Below are 16,403 nucleotides of genomic sequence, written 5' to 3'. Positions count from 1 at the left end.
AGCGAATCCGTTACTTTCCGTTGATTTCCTGTCTTAATCTCAATCACTTGTACTGAATGAAAGGGATTGCCGACGAAGAGCTAGTCAGCCTGTACATCGAAACGCAGCGGAACGCTTATTTTGAAGCGTTGTATGAGCGCTACTGCGACAAGGTGTATCGTAAGTGTCTGTCATTTACCAAAGACCCCATGCGCGCCGAGGATATGGCGCATGATATTTTTCTCCGCCTGGTTATCAAACTCGGCAGCTACCAGAGGCAGGCAAAGTTTTCGACCTGGCTGTATTCTATCACGTACAACTACTGCGTGGATCAGGTTAGGTCATCCCAACATCGCCATGAAGTGTATATGGATGAGGGGTGGGAACTGGTCGACGTAAGCGACGACGAGGATACGACCGAGCTTGCTGAAATGCAGGTACAGCAACTGCAACGGGCCATGAATCAACTGACACCCGAGGAGCAGAGTATACTGATGATGAAGTACCAGGACGATTTCAGTATTCGTGACATCGCCGACATGCATCAAACGACCGAGAGCGCCATTAAGATGCGGCTCAAACGGACGCGGGATAAGTTGCGCAAGTACTACCTGGAAGGGGCCGTATTCTGGTTGCTGCTGGCCTTGAAGGCCGTATTATCCGTTAAATGGCCTTTTCGTTGAGTTGCTAACCCCATGGAAAATACAAATCCCTTTAAAGCATTGGAGCCGGATGCATCCTGTCCGCCTTACCTGAAGCAGGAAGTGATTTCGGAGATTGACATGATCCGAAATTCTCTTCAGGTCGTAGAGGTGTATGCCTACGACATTTTTGCGGCCTTTACCGTTTTCGTGTGCGAACTCCTACCGAACGAAAACCAACCCCAGTGATGTCCCCTCAATCATGAACAACATACCCAATCTGCAGGAAATTCTATCCAATATTGCCGTTGGCCTGATCAATCAGTTAGTCAATTTCATTCCCCGGCTGATCAGCGCCATCGTGATCCTGTTGCTGGGGTTGCTTATTGCCCGACTGGTTCGTAATCTGGTGCAAACGGTGTTACGAAAAATAGGCATCGATAAGATAGGGGAGCAATTGAACGACATCGATCTTGTCCGGCGCATGAACACCGACATTAAAGTCAGTCGTGCGCTGGCGCAGGTGTTGTACTTTTTTATCGTGTTGATCTTCGCTACGGCAGCCGCCGAGATGCTGGCCGTAGCAGCACTGACTGATCTGGTGCTGGGCATTACAAACCTGATTCCAAAACTAATTGTGGCCGGGCTGATGCTGGTTGTGGGGCTGTTCATTTCAGAAGGCTTAAAAAAGTTTGTAATCGGTCTCTGCAACTCCTTCAACATCAGCGGTGGACGAATGCTGGGAACGCTCGTGTTTTTCTTCTTCCTGATCATTACGCTCATCAACGCCCTTGGGCAGGCCGGGTTGAACACCGAACTGCTGGAGTCAAGTTTTAACCTGATTATTGGCGGTATCATCTTTGCATTTGCCGCCGGTTACGGTCTGGCTTCACGCGACGTGATGGCTAATATTCTTTCATCATTTTATTCGAAAAACCGCTTCAAAGAAGGGCAGACCATTCAGATCGACGAAGTAAAAGGGCAGATCATAAAGATTGATAGTACGTCAATGACTCTTCGGACAGGCGAGACTACCACCATTATTCCGCTTCAGGCTTTACAGATGAAAAAAGTAGAGGTATTTGATTAAACGGTATTTATCAGTACGTTAGCTGACGGTTCAACCTCCATTCGCTACAACTACATCATGAAAAAGTTTATCTGGCTGCTCCTTGCCTGGGCGAGCGGTAGCCTTGCTATGGCGCAGGATTCTACCGTTGTCACAACTAACTTCAAAGACACAGTCGCTGTCGTTCTGAAAGACACTACGTATTGGCAGAAATCCTTCAGTGGTGGGATCAATTTTAATCAGGCTTCATTCAGCAACTGGACCGGTGGGGGCACCAATTCCTTTGCTATCGGGGCTGTGGTTGCAGCCCGGGCTTTGTACGAAAAAGCGAGATGGTCGTGGGACAACACGGCTGATCTTCAATTGGGGTACGTCACACAGACGGGTACGACACGGAAGTCGGCCGACCAGATTTTCCTGAATTCGGTGGCAGGGTATAAAATTTCACCGAAACTGGACCTGTTTATGTCGGGGACGTTCAATTCGTTTTTCACAACAGGGTATCGCTACGATAAGCTTGGTCCCGGGCAGGAGCGGTTCAAGATCTCCAATTTTCTGGCTCCCGGACAACTTACGCTTGCCTGGGGATTGGCCCTTAAACCGAACGAGTGGATTGCCGTCCGGCTTAGTCCCTTTGCACCCCGATTCACATTCCTGGCCGACAATGAGGTTCGGTTCAGTGAGGTGAACGGCATACCGGTTCGTAACCCGAACGCGGTGGCCTATGGCGTGGAGCCGGGTCGATCGGTGCGAACGGAATGGCTGGCGTTGCAGTTGCAGGCTTCGTTGAACCGCAATCTCTCGGAGAACATCAGCATCAACACCCGATATCAACTCTTTGCTAACTACCAGCAGCTTGATGCCATTGATCACCGGTTGGACGTACTCATAACGGCTAAAATCAACCGGTACCTCACTACGACGTTTGGCTTCATTGCGCTGTACGACGAGGACTTCAGCACGAATCTTCAAGTCCAGCAGACGCTGGCAGTCGGATTAGTGTACAACGTCAGTACGTTCCGGAAGAAAGAGAAGTAAACGTTAAATCATTGATTCGACATATATTAACAAGAACTTTCAGTAGCTTTTCAAGTCAATATTCACTTAAACAAACCGTATATGCTTAACGAATTTCGCACGTTTATTGCTCAGGGAAATGTTCTTGATCTGGCCGTTGGTATCGTCATCGGGGCGGCTTTTGGTAAAATCACGACATCGCTCGTCGAAGACATTATTAACCCGGTATTGGGTCTTATCATTGGGGGGATTGATTTCAGCCAGTTGAAAATCGTGCTGAAAGAAGCCGTTGGAACAACGCCGGAGGTGGCCATTCGCTACGGAAATTTCCTGAATGTTCTGATTCAGTTTCTGGTTATCGCCTGGGTTATCTTTCTGATTGTTAAGGCTGCCAATCGGCTTCGTTTTTCGAATTCATTAGCGGCCAAAGAATAATCAGACGGATAAAGCTGAATGAAAAGCCGCGGTTTGTAGCCGGGGCTTTTTTATTTATGCGTTACTTTGCTACTGGTAATAACTACGTATGGCAGCAAAGAAACTGGTAATTCTGGGTGGAGGAGAAAGTGGTGTTGGAGCGGCCCTGCTGGGGCAGGCAAAAGGGTATGAAGTGTTTCTGTCGGATCGGGGAAGCCTGAAAGAAGACTACCGCACTACGCTACAGGCGGCCGGTATCCCGTTTGAAGAAGGACAACATACGGAAGAGCGTATTCTGGATGCTACCGAGGTTGTAAAAAGTCCGGGCATTCCGGGTACGGTACCGCTGGTACAGAAACTAAAGGACCAGGGAACGCCTGTTATTTCGGAGATTGAATTTGCCGCTCGCTATACCCGGGCCCGGCTGATTGGCATCACCGGTAGCAACGGAAAAACCACTACCACGCTGCTGATTTATCACCTGCTGAAAACGGCCGGTCTGAATGTAGGACTTGCCGGCAACATTGGCGATAGCTTCGCCGAGCAGGTTATCAATGATACGTTTGATTACTACGTACTTGAGTTAAGCAGCTTTCAACTGGACGATATGTACCAAACCCGGCTCGACACGGCTGTTCTGCTTAATATTACGCCGGATCACCTCGACCGCTACGGGTACAACTTTCAGAACTACGTCGACTCTAAATTCCGGATTTTGCAGAACATGCAGCCGGACAGCTCTTTCATATTCTTTCAGGAAAACCAACCCATTCTTGACGGGTTGACGAAACGCGGGCCGTCAGTACGTCGACTACCTGTTTCGCTCGAGACGCAGCCGGTGCCGGGGGGCTATCTGCGCGACGGCCAGTTAACAGCGCAGTGCGACAATCGCACGTTTCAGATCGCTCAAGACGAAACGCCACTGCGTGGGCCGCACAACGCGATCAATATGCTGGCGGCTGTGCTGGCGGCATTGTCAGTTGGGGTGGGTGACGAAGCGATCGCTGAGGGGTTACGAACCTTTCAGAACGCCCCACACCGACTCGAACCGGCCGGTACCATCAACGGAGTTCAGTTCATCAATGATTCCAAAGCAACCAACGTTGATTCCGTCTTTTATGCCCTGTCGAGTATGACGTCCCCGACGATCTGGATTGCGGGCGGGCTGGACAAAGGCAACGATTACAGTCAGATTGAAGAACTGGTACGCCGGAAGGTAAAAGCACTGGTGTGTCTGGGCGCAGATAATCATAAATTGGTAGCATATTTCGAGGGTAAAGTGCCCGTGATTTATGAAACGCAGCGCGTTCAGGACGCTGTTGCAAGAGGATTGGCGCTGGGCCAGCCGGGCGATGTCGTGTTGCTGTCGCCGGCCTGCGCCAGCTTCGATTTATTCAAAAATTACGAAGACCGTGGCAACCAGTTCAAGGCCGCGGTGCAGGCGCTGGTGAATAGTCAGCAGTAAGGAATAGCTAATTCAGCGACGATTTATTGATAGAACCATGACCTTTTCAATTCGCGACTGGATACGGAACAACCTCAAAGGTGACCGGCAAATCTGGTGGATCGTATTATACCTGTCTATCATGAGTGTGCTGGTTGTGTACAGTGCAACAGGTACCAAAGCGTTTCGCGAACTCGACGGCAACACGGAAGTCTTTCTGCTTAAGCACGGCTCCCTGCTGATGCTGGGGTTGGTCTGTACGTACTTTGCGCACAAGATCAACTACATCTACTACGCCCGATTATCAAAGTTTGGGCTGTGGTTATCGATTCCACTGCTGCTGTGGGCGTTTTTCAAAGGCTCCACGTTAAACGACGCATCCCGCTGGGTAACTATCCCGATCATCAACCAGACGTTTCAGCCATCCGACTTGGCGAAGCTGGCCCTCATCTCGAATCTGGCAGCCATGCTGGCCAAGCGCCAACGATTTATGCATGATCCAAGCGTACTGGTCAACCTGATCATCTGGATTGGGGTGATCTGTGCCCTGATTATCCTCTCCAATACGTCAACGGCGCTACTGCTCGGTGCAACCTGCTTCCTGCTGATGTACATCGGGCGGGTGCCGGTGCGCTACCTGACGAGCATGGTCGTATTCTGCGTCGTGGTTGGCGGCATTGCGCTGGCCGTGGGTCAACGACTCGGTACGGCTACGAACCGGATGAAAAATTTCATGGACTCCGACACCATCGTGTATCAGGTAGAGCAGTCGTATATCGCCCTGGCCAACGGTGGACTGACAGGGCAGGGGCCCGGCAACAGTCACCAGCGGAATACGTTGCCTAACCCATTCTCCGATTTCATTTTTGCCATCATCGTTGAGGAATACGGGCTGCTGTTTGGTGGCCTACCGGTCATTATGGCCTACCTCTGGTTTTTGTGGCGTGGCATGAAAGCCATCCAGAAAACAACCCGACCGTTTGGGGGGCTACTGTCGGCCGGCCTGACATTCAGTATTGTGTTTCAGGCCTTTGCCAGTATTTGCGTAGCAGTCGGCTTAGCCCCGGTAACGGGACAGCCGCTCCCGTTACTGAGTATGGGTGGTACGTCGCTGATCTTCACCGGCCTGGCCATAGGCATTGTGCTGAGTGTCAGTCGGGAAGAGGTGGATGAAAGTAAAATTTAAGTTAGTTCGTAGTGGGTAGTTTGTAGTTGGGTTGAGTAAAGGTACCCGCGCATCAACTAACCACAAACTACGAACTACAAACCACAAACCGAATGAATGTAATTATTAGCGGGGGTGGAACCGGCGGCCACATTTACCCGGCCATAGCCATTGCCAACGAGTTGAAAGCAATGGACCCGACTACGAATATTCTGTTCGTAGGGGCCGAAGGTAAGATGGAAATGGAGAAAGTGCCCCGGGCTGGCTACTCTATCGTCGGGCTACCAGTGGTCGGTATTAAACGGGAACTGACACTCGATAATCTGGCTTTTCCGCTAAAACTGGGCCGGAGCCTGATCAAGGCGCAGCAAATTGTGCGCGATTTCCGCCCCGACGTAGCGGTTGGTGTGGGTGGGTATGCCAGCGGCCCCCTCTTGCTGGCGGCATCACTCAAAGGTATCCCGGCTCTGATCCAGGAACAGAATTCATACGCGGGCCTAACCAACAAAGTGCTGGCCCGCTGGGCGGAGCGAATCTGTGTGGCGTATCCGGGCATGGAAGCGTTCTTTCCCGCCGAAAAAATCCGCATGACGGGAAATCCGGTTCGGAAAGACATACAGTTTGCTGACCAGCAGCTTGACGCCGGATTGACGCTTTTCGACCTGGAGGGTAACCGCCCGACAGTGCTGGTGATTGGTGGGAGCCAGGGCGCCCGTACCTTGAACGAAAGCATGGAGCCGGCCTTGCAACGGTTCGTCGATGCAGGGGTGCAGGTCGTCTGGCAGACAGGACCGGCGTTCATTGAACGGGCCAGAGCCGCCGTTGCCGCTGTAAACTCGCCCCTTGTGAAAGCGTACGATTTTATCTATGACATGGACAAGGCCTATGCCGTGGCCAGCGTCGTGGTGTCCCGTGCGGGAGCGTTGTCGGTGTCGGAGCTGTGCCTGGTCGGGCGACCGGCCATTCTGGTACCATTTCCGGCGGCTTCGGAAGATCACCAGACCAAAAACGCAATGAGCCTCGTAGAACGTAATGCGGCCCTGTTGGTTCGGGACCAGGCAGCCCGCAGTGAATTAATAACGACTACGTTGAACCTGCTCAACGATGCCGCCAAACGAACACAACTAAGTACCCAAATCCGGACGCTGGCCAGACCCAATGCTGCCCGGGAAATTGCAGAAGAAGTAATTAAATTGAAAAAATAAGGAGGAAAGGGAGGAGAGGAGGTAAGGAGAAGGTTTATGTATTCCCTTTCCTCCTCCCTTTCCTCCTCTCCTCCCTCACACTTATGACCTTAGACAAGTTTAAGTACATCTATTTTCTTGGTATTGGGGGAATCGGCATGAGTGCCCTGGCCCGCTGGTTTCGCATCAACGGATACGAAGTGGCCGGGTATGACAAAACACCAACGTCTCTGACGAACGCGCTGCAGTCGGAAGGCATGGCGATTCATTTTCTGGAGTCTGTCGAGTCAATCCCGGTGGCATTTCGCGAAAATCCGGCCGAGACATTGGTGATCTACACGCCCGCCGTACCGAAAGATCACAAGGAGTACGTCTTTCTGCTGGAAAATGGCTTCACCATCCAGAAGCGTTCGCAGGTGCTGGGCCTGCTGGCCGGGCAGATGACAACGGTGGCGGTGGCAGGAACACACGGTAAAACCACGACCTCATCGATGATAGCGCATATCCTGCGGGATGCGGGCGTAAACTGCGCGGCTTTTCTGGGCGGTATTACCAACAATTACGGTACCAACTTCCTGCTCAACGAACCCGCCGACGACATCCGGTCGGTGGTCTGCGTCGTGGAAGCGGATGAGTTCGACCGTTCGTTTCTGACCCTGTTTCCGCACCTGGCAATCGTGACATCGACTGATGCCGACCACCTCGATATTTATGGAGCACACGACGCTGTTCTGGAGTCATTCGGGCAGTTCGTGAGTCAGATTGAGCCGGATCAAGTCGGCGAGCCTGGCGTTCTGTTCATGAAGAAAGGATTATCGCTGAAGGATAAAACAAAAGCGACCGTTCGTCAGTATTCGCTTACGGAAGGCGATTATCACAGCCAGAACCTGCGGATCGAGAATGCCTGTTTCGTGTTTGACCTGGTGTATCCGCAGGGCGTTATCTCCGATATTCAGTTACTGGTGCCAGGGTTTCATAATGTTGAAAATGCGGTGGCCGCCGGTGCCGTTGCGTTGCAGTTGGGCGTTGAGCCGGGAGCTATCCGGTCGGCGCTGAACAGTTACCGGGGTGTCAGACGGCGTTTCGAGTACGTACTAAAAACCGATCAGGCCGTTCTGATCGATGACTATGCACATCACCCTGCCGAGGTGAAGGCCTTCCTGTCGTCGGTGAAAGCCTTGTATCCCGATCGTACGTTAATGGCGGTGTTTCAGCCGCACCTGTATACCCGAACGCGTGACTTTGCCGATGGCTTTGCCGAGAGCCTGTCGCTGGCCGATCAGGTGGTTTTGCTGGACATATACCCCGCCCGTGAATTGCCGATCGAAGGCGTTACGTCGGACTTGATTCTGCAAAATGTGCAGGCTCCGTCGAAACGGCAGTGTACCAAAGAAGAATTGGTTAATTTAGTACAGCAAACGCAGCCATCTTTACTTGTTACCATCGGGGCTGGAGACATTGATCAACTGTTGCCAGCATTAAAAAGCGCGTTACAAGGCCAATAAATAAAAATATTTGTATGCTCAGATAGCTTATTTCCAGATGTTTTCTACCTTTAATTCAACCAAAAAATGGCTGGTGATCGCTGGAGGGCTATTTTTGCTGTTCGGATTGATCGCTTTCACGGAAGTTCGGCACGGGCAGAAGCGGGTGCAGTCGGTCTTTGTTCGGTTGAACGAGATTGATGGACACCGGTTTCTGACGCGACGCGACGTAACGGGGTACCTGACCAATCAGGGGGCAGATCCAATCAGCGGCAAAGATTACTCAGACGTTGATTTTCGACGACTGGAGCAACGATTACTTCAGCATGGCCTGGTGAAAAGCTGTCAGATTGCCCGCGATCTGGAAGGAAACCTGATCGTGACGGTCGAGCAGCCCCGGCCGCTGGCTCGGTTAATGACGTATCGCGACGGAGGGGTCGTGTCAGGTCAGTATGTTAGTGAAGAGGGACGAATTTTTCCGGTGTCGATGAATTACACGGCACGGGTGCCTATTCTGACCGGTAGCTATTTTGAGAAAAACCGGTCGCTGTCGAGCGAACGAAACCGGCCGCTGCTGAACCTGCTGAAGGCCGTTTATGAGGATACGTTCTGGCGGGCGCAGATTGCCGAACTATCCGTCAATGACCAGGGCGAGGTGACTATGTGGCCTCAGATTGGAAAACACCGGATCGAATTCGGACCGCCGGTCGATCTGGACGCTAAACTGAAGAAACTAAAATTATTTTATACTAAGGTGCTTCCTCTGAAGGGCTGGGAGCGATACAGTCGGGTAAGTGTGCAGTACCGTAACCAAATAGTGTGCGAATGACGACAGGCATTGATGACAAGATAGTGGTGGGGCTTGACATTGGCAGCACGAAAGTATGCGCTGTAGCAGGCCGTATATTACGTCATAAAGACCACGAAACGCTCGAAGTGCTGGGCGTGGGTGAAACATTTCTGGCCGACGGGGTTGCCAAAGGGTCCGTCGTCAACGTAAATAACACGGTTGAGGCCATCCGGCGGGCGGTTCGGGAGGCTTCCAACCAGTCGAACCTCAACATCCATCTCGTTAACGTCAGTTTCAGTGGCTCGCACGTAACGTCGGTGAAGTCGAGCGGCAGTATCACACGTAGCTCATCGGGCGATGAGGTGCAGATGGAAGACATCGACCACCTGCTGAGCGATATGTACCGCACCACCATTCCGGCTGACAAGGAGATAATTCATGCGTTACCAATGGACTTTGTTGTCGATGGAGAAACCAACGTACAACAGCCAGTTGGACGTAACGGCGTTAAGCTGGGCGCCGATTTTCAGTTAATTATTGCCCAGGCTAACGCAGCCCGTAATGTACGGAAGTGCATTTCGCGCAATAACCTGACGCAGGACACCATGATGCTCTCGGCGCTGGCGTCGGGGCTGGCCGTGCTGACGGACGAAGAAAAATACGCGGGCGTGGCCCTTGTCGACATCGGCGGTGGCACCACCGAAATGGCCATTTACCACCGGAATGTATTGCGGCACGTAGCGGTGTTCCCCTGGGCGGGCAACAGCGTGACGTCCGACATTCAGAGTGGCTGCAAAGTGCTGCCGCAGCAGGCTGAGCAGTTGAAACGGAAATTCGGTAACGCAAACCCCGGCGAGTATAAAATCAACGAGGTGGTGGCAGTGCCGGGCCTGAGCAACCGTAAGCCGAAAGATGTACTGTTGAAAAACGTAGCGGTTATCATCGAAGACCGCCTGCGCGAAATTGCTGCCCTGGTACAGGCCGAAATCACTCGGTCGGGCTACGACGGAAAGTTGCTTGGCGGTATCGTGCTGACCGGAGGGTCGGCGCTGATTCCGGGTGTCGAGCAGATATTCCAACGCGTGACGGGTATGGAAGAAGTGCGGGTTGGCTACCCTGAACACCTGGAGCCAAACCCCCGCGCCGATCTGGTAGGCGATCCGGCCTACGCAACGGCCGTCGGCCTGGTGTGGGCTGGCTACAAGACCATCGACAACCGTATATCGTTCATCAGTGATCCAGGACGTTCGGTCTATAATGAAGAACCCGCGCCCATGCGGCCTGCTTATAGCCCGCCGGCTCCAACCGCTACAAGGGAACGGGAGCGTGAACGCGAACGAGAGAAAGCTCCTGAGAAAGAACCTGAAAGCAGCGGGCTACTGGCCTGGCTCAAGAAAGCAGTCCGGCCCATTCGTGGCAGTGAAACCGACACCTATTGATGATTCGCACCGTATGAACCGGCTGTCAGGCCGGTTACGTGTATCAGGCAGATTCTAGACATAAAAAGAAGATTCCACCCAAGGACAATATGCATAGTCAGGGATATAGATTTGAAATACCGGACGATAATCCCACGATCATCAAGGTAATTGGTGTAGGGGGTGCAGGGGGTAACGCGGTCAAGCACATGTTTAAGATGGGTGTGCAGGACGTTAACTTTGCCGTCTGCAACACTGACCGACAGGCGCTTACGAGCAACCCAGTACCCATTAAACTGCAGTTAGGCGATGGGTTGGGGGCCGGCACCGATGCGGACGAAGGGGAAAAGGCCGCTCGCGCCAGTATTGAGGAGATCCGGCATCTGCTGGCTCCACCGGTTAAGATGGTGTTCATCACGGCCGGGATGGGGGGCGGTACGGGAACGGGTGCGGCTCCGGTTGTGGCCGAAGTGGCTCGCGAAATGGGGTTGCTGACGGTAGCAGTCGTGACGGCACCCTACAAATACGAAGGTACCGACAAGAAAGAACAGGCCATGCGGGGTATCGAAAAGCTCAAGAAGAGCTGCGATACGGTACTGGTGGTGCTGAACGATAAACTGGCTGAACTGCACGGTAAACTTCGGTGGAAAGAAGCCTATGCCCACGCCGATAACGTACTGGCCAATGCGGTGAAGAGTATTGCCGAAATCATCACAACCCAGGGCGATATCAACGCTGACTTTGCCGACGTAAAGAAAGTGCTTGATAAAGCCGGACAGTCCGTGATGGGGTCGGCGGAGGCTGATGGGGAAGACCGGGCGTTACTGGCCATTGAAGCCGCGCTTAATTCACCGCTGCTCAACGACCGCGATATTCGGGGGGCCAAGCGGGTACTGCTGACCATTGCGTCGAGCCCGGAGCACGATATGCTGCTGGACGAGCAAACGCTCATTTCGGAATACATCGTCAACAAAATTGGCACCGAAGCCCGGATGTTTAAGTTCGGTGCTATCACGGATAAGGAACTGGGCAAAAAACTACGGGTAACGATCATTGCCGCCGGGTTTGAAACAACCAATAACCTGGGCGAAACGCTGTCTTCGGGCCTGCCGATCGAGACCGAGGAAAAGGAAGACGAACCGGTGGAGGATGAGGTGGAAACCGAGTCGGTTGACAATATCCTCGATGTCGAAGAGGAACAGCCGGAACTGGTGGAGGTGGAACCGGAGCCGATAGCACCAACGCCAGTGGCGGTTAGTCCGCAAAGCGAGAGTGTACGCTGGGAAACCGGATACACCACCGAACAGACGATCATCCGGCCCGACCAGTCGAATGGTCAGCGCCTGACACCGGAGGTCAATGTCGATACGCTGGAGCTTCTTGACGACGAGCGGCCGGACGATGCGGACCTGATCAAGCGTACGATTGACATGTTCGTGAAGGGGCAATACAACAGCAACGACCTCGACTCGCCGACGTATCTGCGGAATAAGACACAATTGTATCAAACGCCGATGCTGCCCGAACACGAGTTCATTCGGGCGCGGCTAAACGACTAATGTCATCAATTTTCTGGGCGTGGGGCAAAGGGCAAGGGGATTAATAACCCCTTGCCCTTAGCCCCACGCCCTTTGCCAATATACCATGACCGCCGATCAGGTAAAAGAAGCGCTGCTGGCGTTGGAACAGCCCGAACGGGCGTCGTTTGTGGCTCGATACTTTAAAACCAGACCGGGCGAGTACGGGGCTGGCGACCAATTCCTTGGCTTATCAATGCCTCAACAGCATGCCCTGGCCCGGCAGTACGTCGCGTTGCCAATCAACGAAACCGAAATGCTGGTGCAGGACCCCTTCCACGAGTGCAGGATGGTTGGGTTGCTGATCTGGGTCTACCAGATACGTCGGGCGGGGAGCGTGCAACGGCAGCAAATCCTGGAGCGCTATCTCGCTAACCGTCTGTTTGTTAACAACTGGGACCTGGTCGACTCGTCGTGTCCGACCATCGTTGGCGAAACGTTGCTTACGCAGGATCGATCACTTTTGTATGATCTGGCTGCTCAGGACCATCTTTGGAGCCAGCGAATTGCGATGGTATCTACCCTCACGTTTATTCGAAAAGGGCAGTTTGCCGATACGTTCGCAATTGGTGAACTGCTGCTTGGCCATAAGCATGACCTGATTCACAAGGCTATCGGCTGGATGCTGCGCGAAGTAGGTAAACGTAACGCCGACGCTCTCGACGAGTTTCTACACGACCATATTCGGCAACTCCCCCGAACGGCTCTCCGCTATGCGATTGAACGCTACGAGCCGGTTCGCCGACGTTACTATCTCACACTGTGACCACCCGACAGTTTTTTCTTAGTATCTTTACCGGTCATTTACAGATCCGGTCAGTGAACCGTAAGCTGTAAACCACAAACTGAAAGCTGGCAAATGTCTTGGTTCGTCCGAAAAGATAAGGGTATTCAGACCCCAACCGAAATGAAGCGGGAAGCTCCCGATGGGTTGTGGTACCAATGTCCGAATTGTAAAAAAATCATGCATACGCGGGAGCATAAGCTGAACGCGTACACCTGCGTCCACTGTAACTACCACGAGAAAATCGGCTCCGATGCCTATTTCTCCATTCTGTTCGATGAGAATGAATTCGTTGAACTGGATGAAAATATGACGTCGGCGGACCCGCTGAAGTTTACCGATACCAAACCCTACCCGGACCGGTTGCGGACCACCATCAACAAAACCGGCCTGAAAGATGCGGTTCGGACAGCGTACGGTCCCATTAATGAAACGACCGTAACAATAGCCTGTATGGACTTTGGTTTCATCGGCGGCTCAATGGGATCGGTAGTGGGAGAGAAGATCGCCCGCGCCATCGACCATGCGTTGCAGCATAAGACACCGTTTCTGATGATTTCGCGGTCGGGTGGCGCCCGGATGATGGAAGCTGGTTTCTCGTTGATGCAAATGGCTAAAACGTCGGCCAAGCTGGCGTTGCTGTCGGAGGCTGGACTACCGTACGTTTCGTTGCTGACCGATCCTACTACTGGGGGCGTAACGGCATCGTATGCTATGCTCGGCGACTTCAACATTGCCGAGCCTGGTGCGCTGATTGGTTTTGCGGGGCCGCGTGTAATTCGCGAAACGATCGGTACGGACCTGCCCAAAGGGTTCCAGAGCGCGGAATTTGTACTCGAACATGGCTTCCTCGACTTCATCGTCGATCGAAAAGACCTGAAGGACAAGCTATCGAGCTTGTTTAAGATGTTGCAATAAGAAGGAGAAACGGGAGGAGGGAGGAAAGGAGAAAGAACACGCTATTAGCAATCCTTTCTCCTTTCCTCCCTCCTCCCGTTTCTCCCTTTTCTCCTTTCACCATGCGCCTTGTCTCCCATCCGGTTCTGTGTAATTACTACGTGACCTACCGCTGCAATGCGACCTGTAGTTTTTGCGATATATGGGAGCGGCCCTCGCCCTACGTCACCCCTGAAAACGTACGGGAAAACCTGCGGGACCTGAAACGGCTGGGTGTTCGGGTCATTGATTTTACCGGTGGAGAGCCCCTGCTACACCGCCAGCTACCCGATCTGCTGGCTGAAGCCAAGCAACTTGGCTTTATCACAACCATCACAACCAACGGGTTACTTTACCCGAAGTATGCTGACCGGTTACGTGGACTGGTCGATATGCTGCACTTTTCGCTCGACTCACCCATTGCCGAAGAACATGACCGGTCGCGGGGTGTAACCTGCTTCGATAAGGTGATGGAATCCATTGGCGTTGCCCGGCAACTCGGCGAACGGCCGGATATACTGTTTACCGTGTTTGAACACAACGTTGGTCAGATCAAGCAACTACACGAGGAAATCTGTTTGCCCAACAACCTGGTGCTTATTCTAAACCCGGTGTTCGAGTACAATTCTGTTGATACCGGAGAGCAGTTTTCGGAAGCAACGCTCCAGCAGATGACCTGGTGGGGCCGGCAGAAAAACGTGTACCTCAACGATGCATTTATCCAGCTTCGTCGCGATGGTGGTAACCACGTCGACAACCCGGTTTGCCGCGCAGGTAGCACAACGCTGGTGATTTCGCCGGAAAACAAGCTGGTGTTGCCCTGCTACCATCTTGGCCTGAAAGATTTCGCTATCGATGGGAATCTGTACAATCTCTATCGCTCCGATGAGGTCCAGAAACTGGTAGCCCTGGAAGGTCGTCTGCCCGGTTGCGAAGGCTGCGCCATCAACTGCTATATGCAGCCGTCGTTTGCTGTTGAAATCAACAAATACTGGTGGAAAGCCCTGCCCAGTACGCTCAAATACAATCGGGTGAAGGGTATGTGGAAGCAGTTATTCTGACGCCTTCACTTCTTCAGAATTTTCTCCGTTATCGACCGGCCATTTACCTCTGTATGCAGTATGTACGTACCAGCCGAGAGGCTTTCCATATCAATTAACTGCTCATGCTGACGGGCGGGTCGTCTAAACCGCAGTTCATGGATCAGACGCCCATTGGTATCCCGAAGCTGCACAACCGGTGTAACGATCCTACGACTCCGGATGGCTACCTGCAAACGACTCTCTACCGGATTTGGAAAGACGATTACCTCTACGTCGGCATCCGTATATTCGGGCAGTGCCGTGACGATGCCACTAAATATGCCTTCGATAGCAGGTTCGTAGGGCGGTATAGGCGTGGGCGTACCGGGCCTATCCTCCACAAACATGGTAATTTCATGAATCGTACGGCTAATGGATACGCCATTACGCCATTCGTCAATACTGACCACGATAACGTAACGGCCAGGGTCAACGGGGGCATCCCAGACCAGGGTGCCGGTGCGGCTATCTAGTTTGTAGGTACCCTGCCGGGTGGCATCGTTTGGAAACTGGTAGGCAGTAGCGGTTCGCTGTTCACATGACTGCATTGTGGTGGATGTAAGCGGACGGACAAGCCCATACACCAGGCTATCACCTTCCGCATCCGTTGCCTGCAGGTTAACCGTGGCGCGTTGCCGGGCGGCCAGTCGAAAACTAGTTTCTGGTATAACCAGGGTAGGGGTTTGATTGGTGAGCTGATTGTTAATTAACAGCGTTGTACTGAGCGTAAATGGCAACTGATCCGCCTGGGGTAGATTACGGGCCTCGGTGCGATTAAGAACGTTGGTTGTGATGACAAACGTACCTGGTCCGTTGTAGGTGTGCTTAATCTGGTACACGTTCAGGCTGGCAATACGACCAGTAACAAACTGCCGGGTAGCCCGGGTGACGGTACCCGTAGTGCCGTCGCCAAAACATAGCTGTATGGTATTTGCATCGTCGGCTGCCGCCCGGCCGTAAACCTCATCTAAATACAACGTTACAATGATGTCGTATTGAAGTGATGTGGGAGAGATGCGTTTCGCCTGAACGTAACCACCCAGGATATGGGTAGCGTATGTCTGGACGCTCATGAGCACCAGGCACAGACAGGTAAAGGGTTTCATAACGGCTAGGAGAGAAGGATGAATTGCTGGCTTTCAGATTCCTAACAGGAAAAGCACACATACACATATACTGCATAATAGGCTACTTATCTAAATTTATTAAGCGGTAGTTTTACCCACGCGTATCACTGCGAAAATCCCTTAAAACCGCTTACGCCGGACTGTCAGCCGACGGCCTGAGCGAAGTTTATACCAACCTTGTTGGCGCATTTGCTGCTATTGGGAATGTTGATTCAGAATTCAGTACCCGATACGTCACGTACCCTGGTTTCGACTACAACAAACCCGGATTCACCTACGCCGAATCTTTTGC

Annotated in this window: 16 protein-coding genes; 15 read left to right on the top strand and 1 reads right to left on the bottom strand. The window is 52.6% G+C overall.

Annotated elements, in window-relative coordinates; genetic code table 11:
* The first annotated feature begins 56 nt into the window (after nucleotides 1-56).
* The 15 genes from BN8_RS24370 to BN8_RS24300 all read left to right on the top strand — a co-directional run bounded on the left by BN8_RS24370 (nucleotide 57) and on the right by BN8_RS24300 (nucleotide 14,963).
* On the top strand, nucleotides 57-662 hold the full coding sequence (locus tag BN8_RS24370) for an RNA polymerase sigma factor (protein ID WP_009284612.1): 606 nt from the start codon (nucleotides 57-59) through the stop codon (nucleotides 660-662).
* 12 nt (nucleotides 663-674) lie between these two features.
* Entirely contained in the window at nucleotides 675-869 is a 195-nt protein-coding gene (locus tag BN8_RS24365) for a hypothetical protein (RefSeq protein ID WP_040006496.1), read from the top strand.
* Nucleotides 870-882: 13 nt separating this feature from the next.
* Entirely contained in the window at nucleotides 883-1,710 is an 828-nt protein-coding gene (locus tag BN8_RS24360) for a mechanosensitive ion channel family protein (RefSeq protein WP_040006495.1), read from the top strand.
* A gap of 57 nt (nucleotides 1,711-1,767) precedes the next feature.
* Nucleotides 1,768-2,727, top strand: a complete 960-nt coding sequence (locus BN8_RS24355) for a DUF3078 domain-containing protein (RefSeq protein ID WP_009284610.1) — start codon at nucleotides 1,768-1,770, stop codon at nucleotides 2,725-2,727.
* A gap of 81 nt (nucleotides 2,728-2,808) precedes the next feature.
* Nucleotides 2,809-3,141, top strand: coding sequence for a large-conductance mechanosensitive channel protein MscL (mscL, locus tag BN8_RS24350; RefSeq protein ID WP_009284609.1), 333 nt, complete (start codon nucleotides 2,809-2,811; stop codon nucleotides 3,139-3,141).
* A gap of 88 nt (nucleotides 3,142-3,229) precedes the next feature.
* Entirely contained in the window at nucleotides 3,230-4,585 is a 1,356-nt protein-coding gene (murD, locus tag BN8_RS24345) for a UDP-N-acetylmuramoyl-L-alanine--D-glutamate ligase (RefSeq protein ID WP_009284608.1), read from the top strand.
* Nucleotides 4,586-4,622: 37 nt separating this feature from the next.
* Entirely contained in the window at nucleotides 4,623-5,750 is a 1,128-nt protein-coding gene (locus BN8_RS24340; protein WP_009284607.1) for an FtsW/RodA/SpoVE family cell cycle protein, read from the top strand.
* Between the two features lie 92 nt (nucleotides 5,751-5,842).
* Entirely contained in the window at nucleotides 5,843-6,934 is a 1,092-nt protein-coding gene (gene murG / locus BN8_RS24335) for an undecaprenyldiphospho-muramoylpentapeptide beta-N-acetylglucosaminyltransferase (RefSeq protein ID WP_009284606.1), read from the top strand.
* A gap of 83 nt (nucleotides 6,935-7,017) precedes the next feature.
* Nucleotides 7,018-8,418 carry a UDP-N-acetylmuramate--L-alanine ligase gene (gene murC, locus BN8_RS24330; RefSeq protein ID WP_009284605.1) on the top strand — a complete coding sequence of 467 codons (1,401 nt, stop codon included), beginning with the start codon at nucleotides 7,018-7,020 and terminating at the stop codon, nucleotides 8,416-8,418.
* A 37-nt stretch (nucleotides 8,419-8,455) separates the two neighbouring features.
* Nucleotides 8,456-9,226 (top strand): cell division protein FtsQ/DivIB, encoded by a 771-nt coding sequence (locus BN8_RS24325; protein ID WP_009284604.1) that lies wholly within the window; start codon nucleotides 8,456-8,458, stop codon nucleotides 9,224-9,226.
* Complete coding sequence (gene ftsA, locus BN8_RS24320) at nucleotides 9,223-10,626, top strand: cell division protein FtsA (RefSeq protein WP_009284603.1); 1,404 nt, start codon at nucleotides 9,223-9,225, stop codon at nucleotides 10,624-10,626. The genes BN8_RS24325 and ftsA overlap by 4 nt, the downstream gene beginning before the upstream one ends.
* An 89-nt stretch (nucleotides 10,627-10,715) precedes the next feature.
* Entirely contained in the window at nucleotides 10,716-12,164 is a 1,449-nt protein-coding gene (gene ftsZ / locus BN8_RS24315; RefSeq protein ID WP_009284602.1) for a cell division protein FtsZ, read from the top strand.
* Nucleotides 12,165-12,249: 85 nt separating this feature from the next.
* Nucleotides 12,250-12,948: a DNA alkylation repair protein gene (locus BN8_RS24310; protein ID WP_009284601.1), complete on the top strand. Its 699-nt coding sequence runs from the start codon at nucleotides 12,250-12,252 to the stop codon at nucleotides 12,946-12,948.
* Nucleotides 12,949-13,041: 93 nt separating this feature from the next.
* Entirely contained in the window at nucleotides 13,042-13,884 is an 843-nt protein-coding gene (accD, locus tag BN8_RS24305; protein WP_009284600.1) for an acetyl-CoA carboxylase, carboxyltransferase subunit beta, read from the top strand.
* Nucleotides 13,885-13,985: 101 nt separating this feature from the next.
* A complete protein-coding gene (locus BN8_RS24300; RefSeq protein ID WP_009284599.1) occupies nucleotides 13,986-14,963 on the top strand; it encodes a radical SAM protein in 978 nt (325 codons plus the stop codon).
* Nucleotides 14,964-14,968: 5 nt separating this feature from the next.
* On the opposite strand, the gene BN8_RS24295 is transcribed toward BN8_RS24300, so the two are convergent.
* On the bottom strand, nucleotides 14,969-16,090 hold the full coding sequence (locus BN8_RS24295; RefSeq protein ID WP_009284598.1) for a T9SS type A sorting domain-containing protein: 1,122 nt from the start codon (nucleotides 16,088-16,090) through the stop codon (nucleotides 14,969-14,971).
* Nucleotides 16,091-16,403: the final 313 nt, after the last annotated feature.

This window comes from Fibrisoma limi BUZ 3 (assembly GCF_000296815.2).
GTDB lineage: Bacteria > Bacteroidota > Bacteroidia > Cytophagales > Spirosomataceae > Fibrisoma > Fibrisoma limi.
This window is presented reverse-complemented; position numbering and strand designations above follow the sequence as displayed.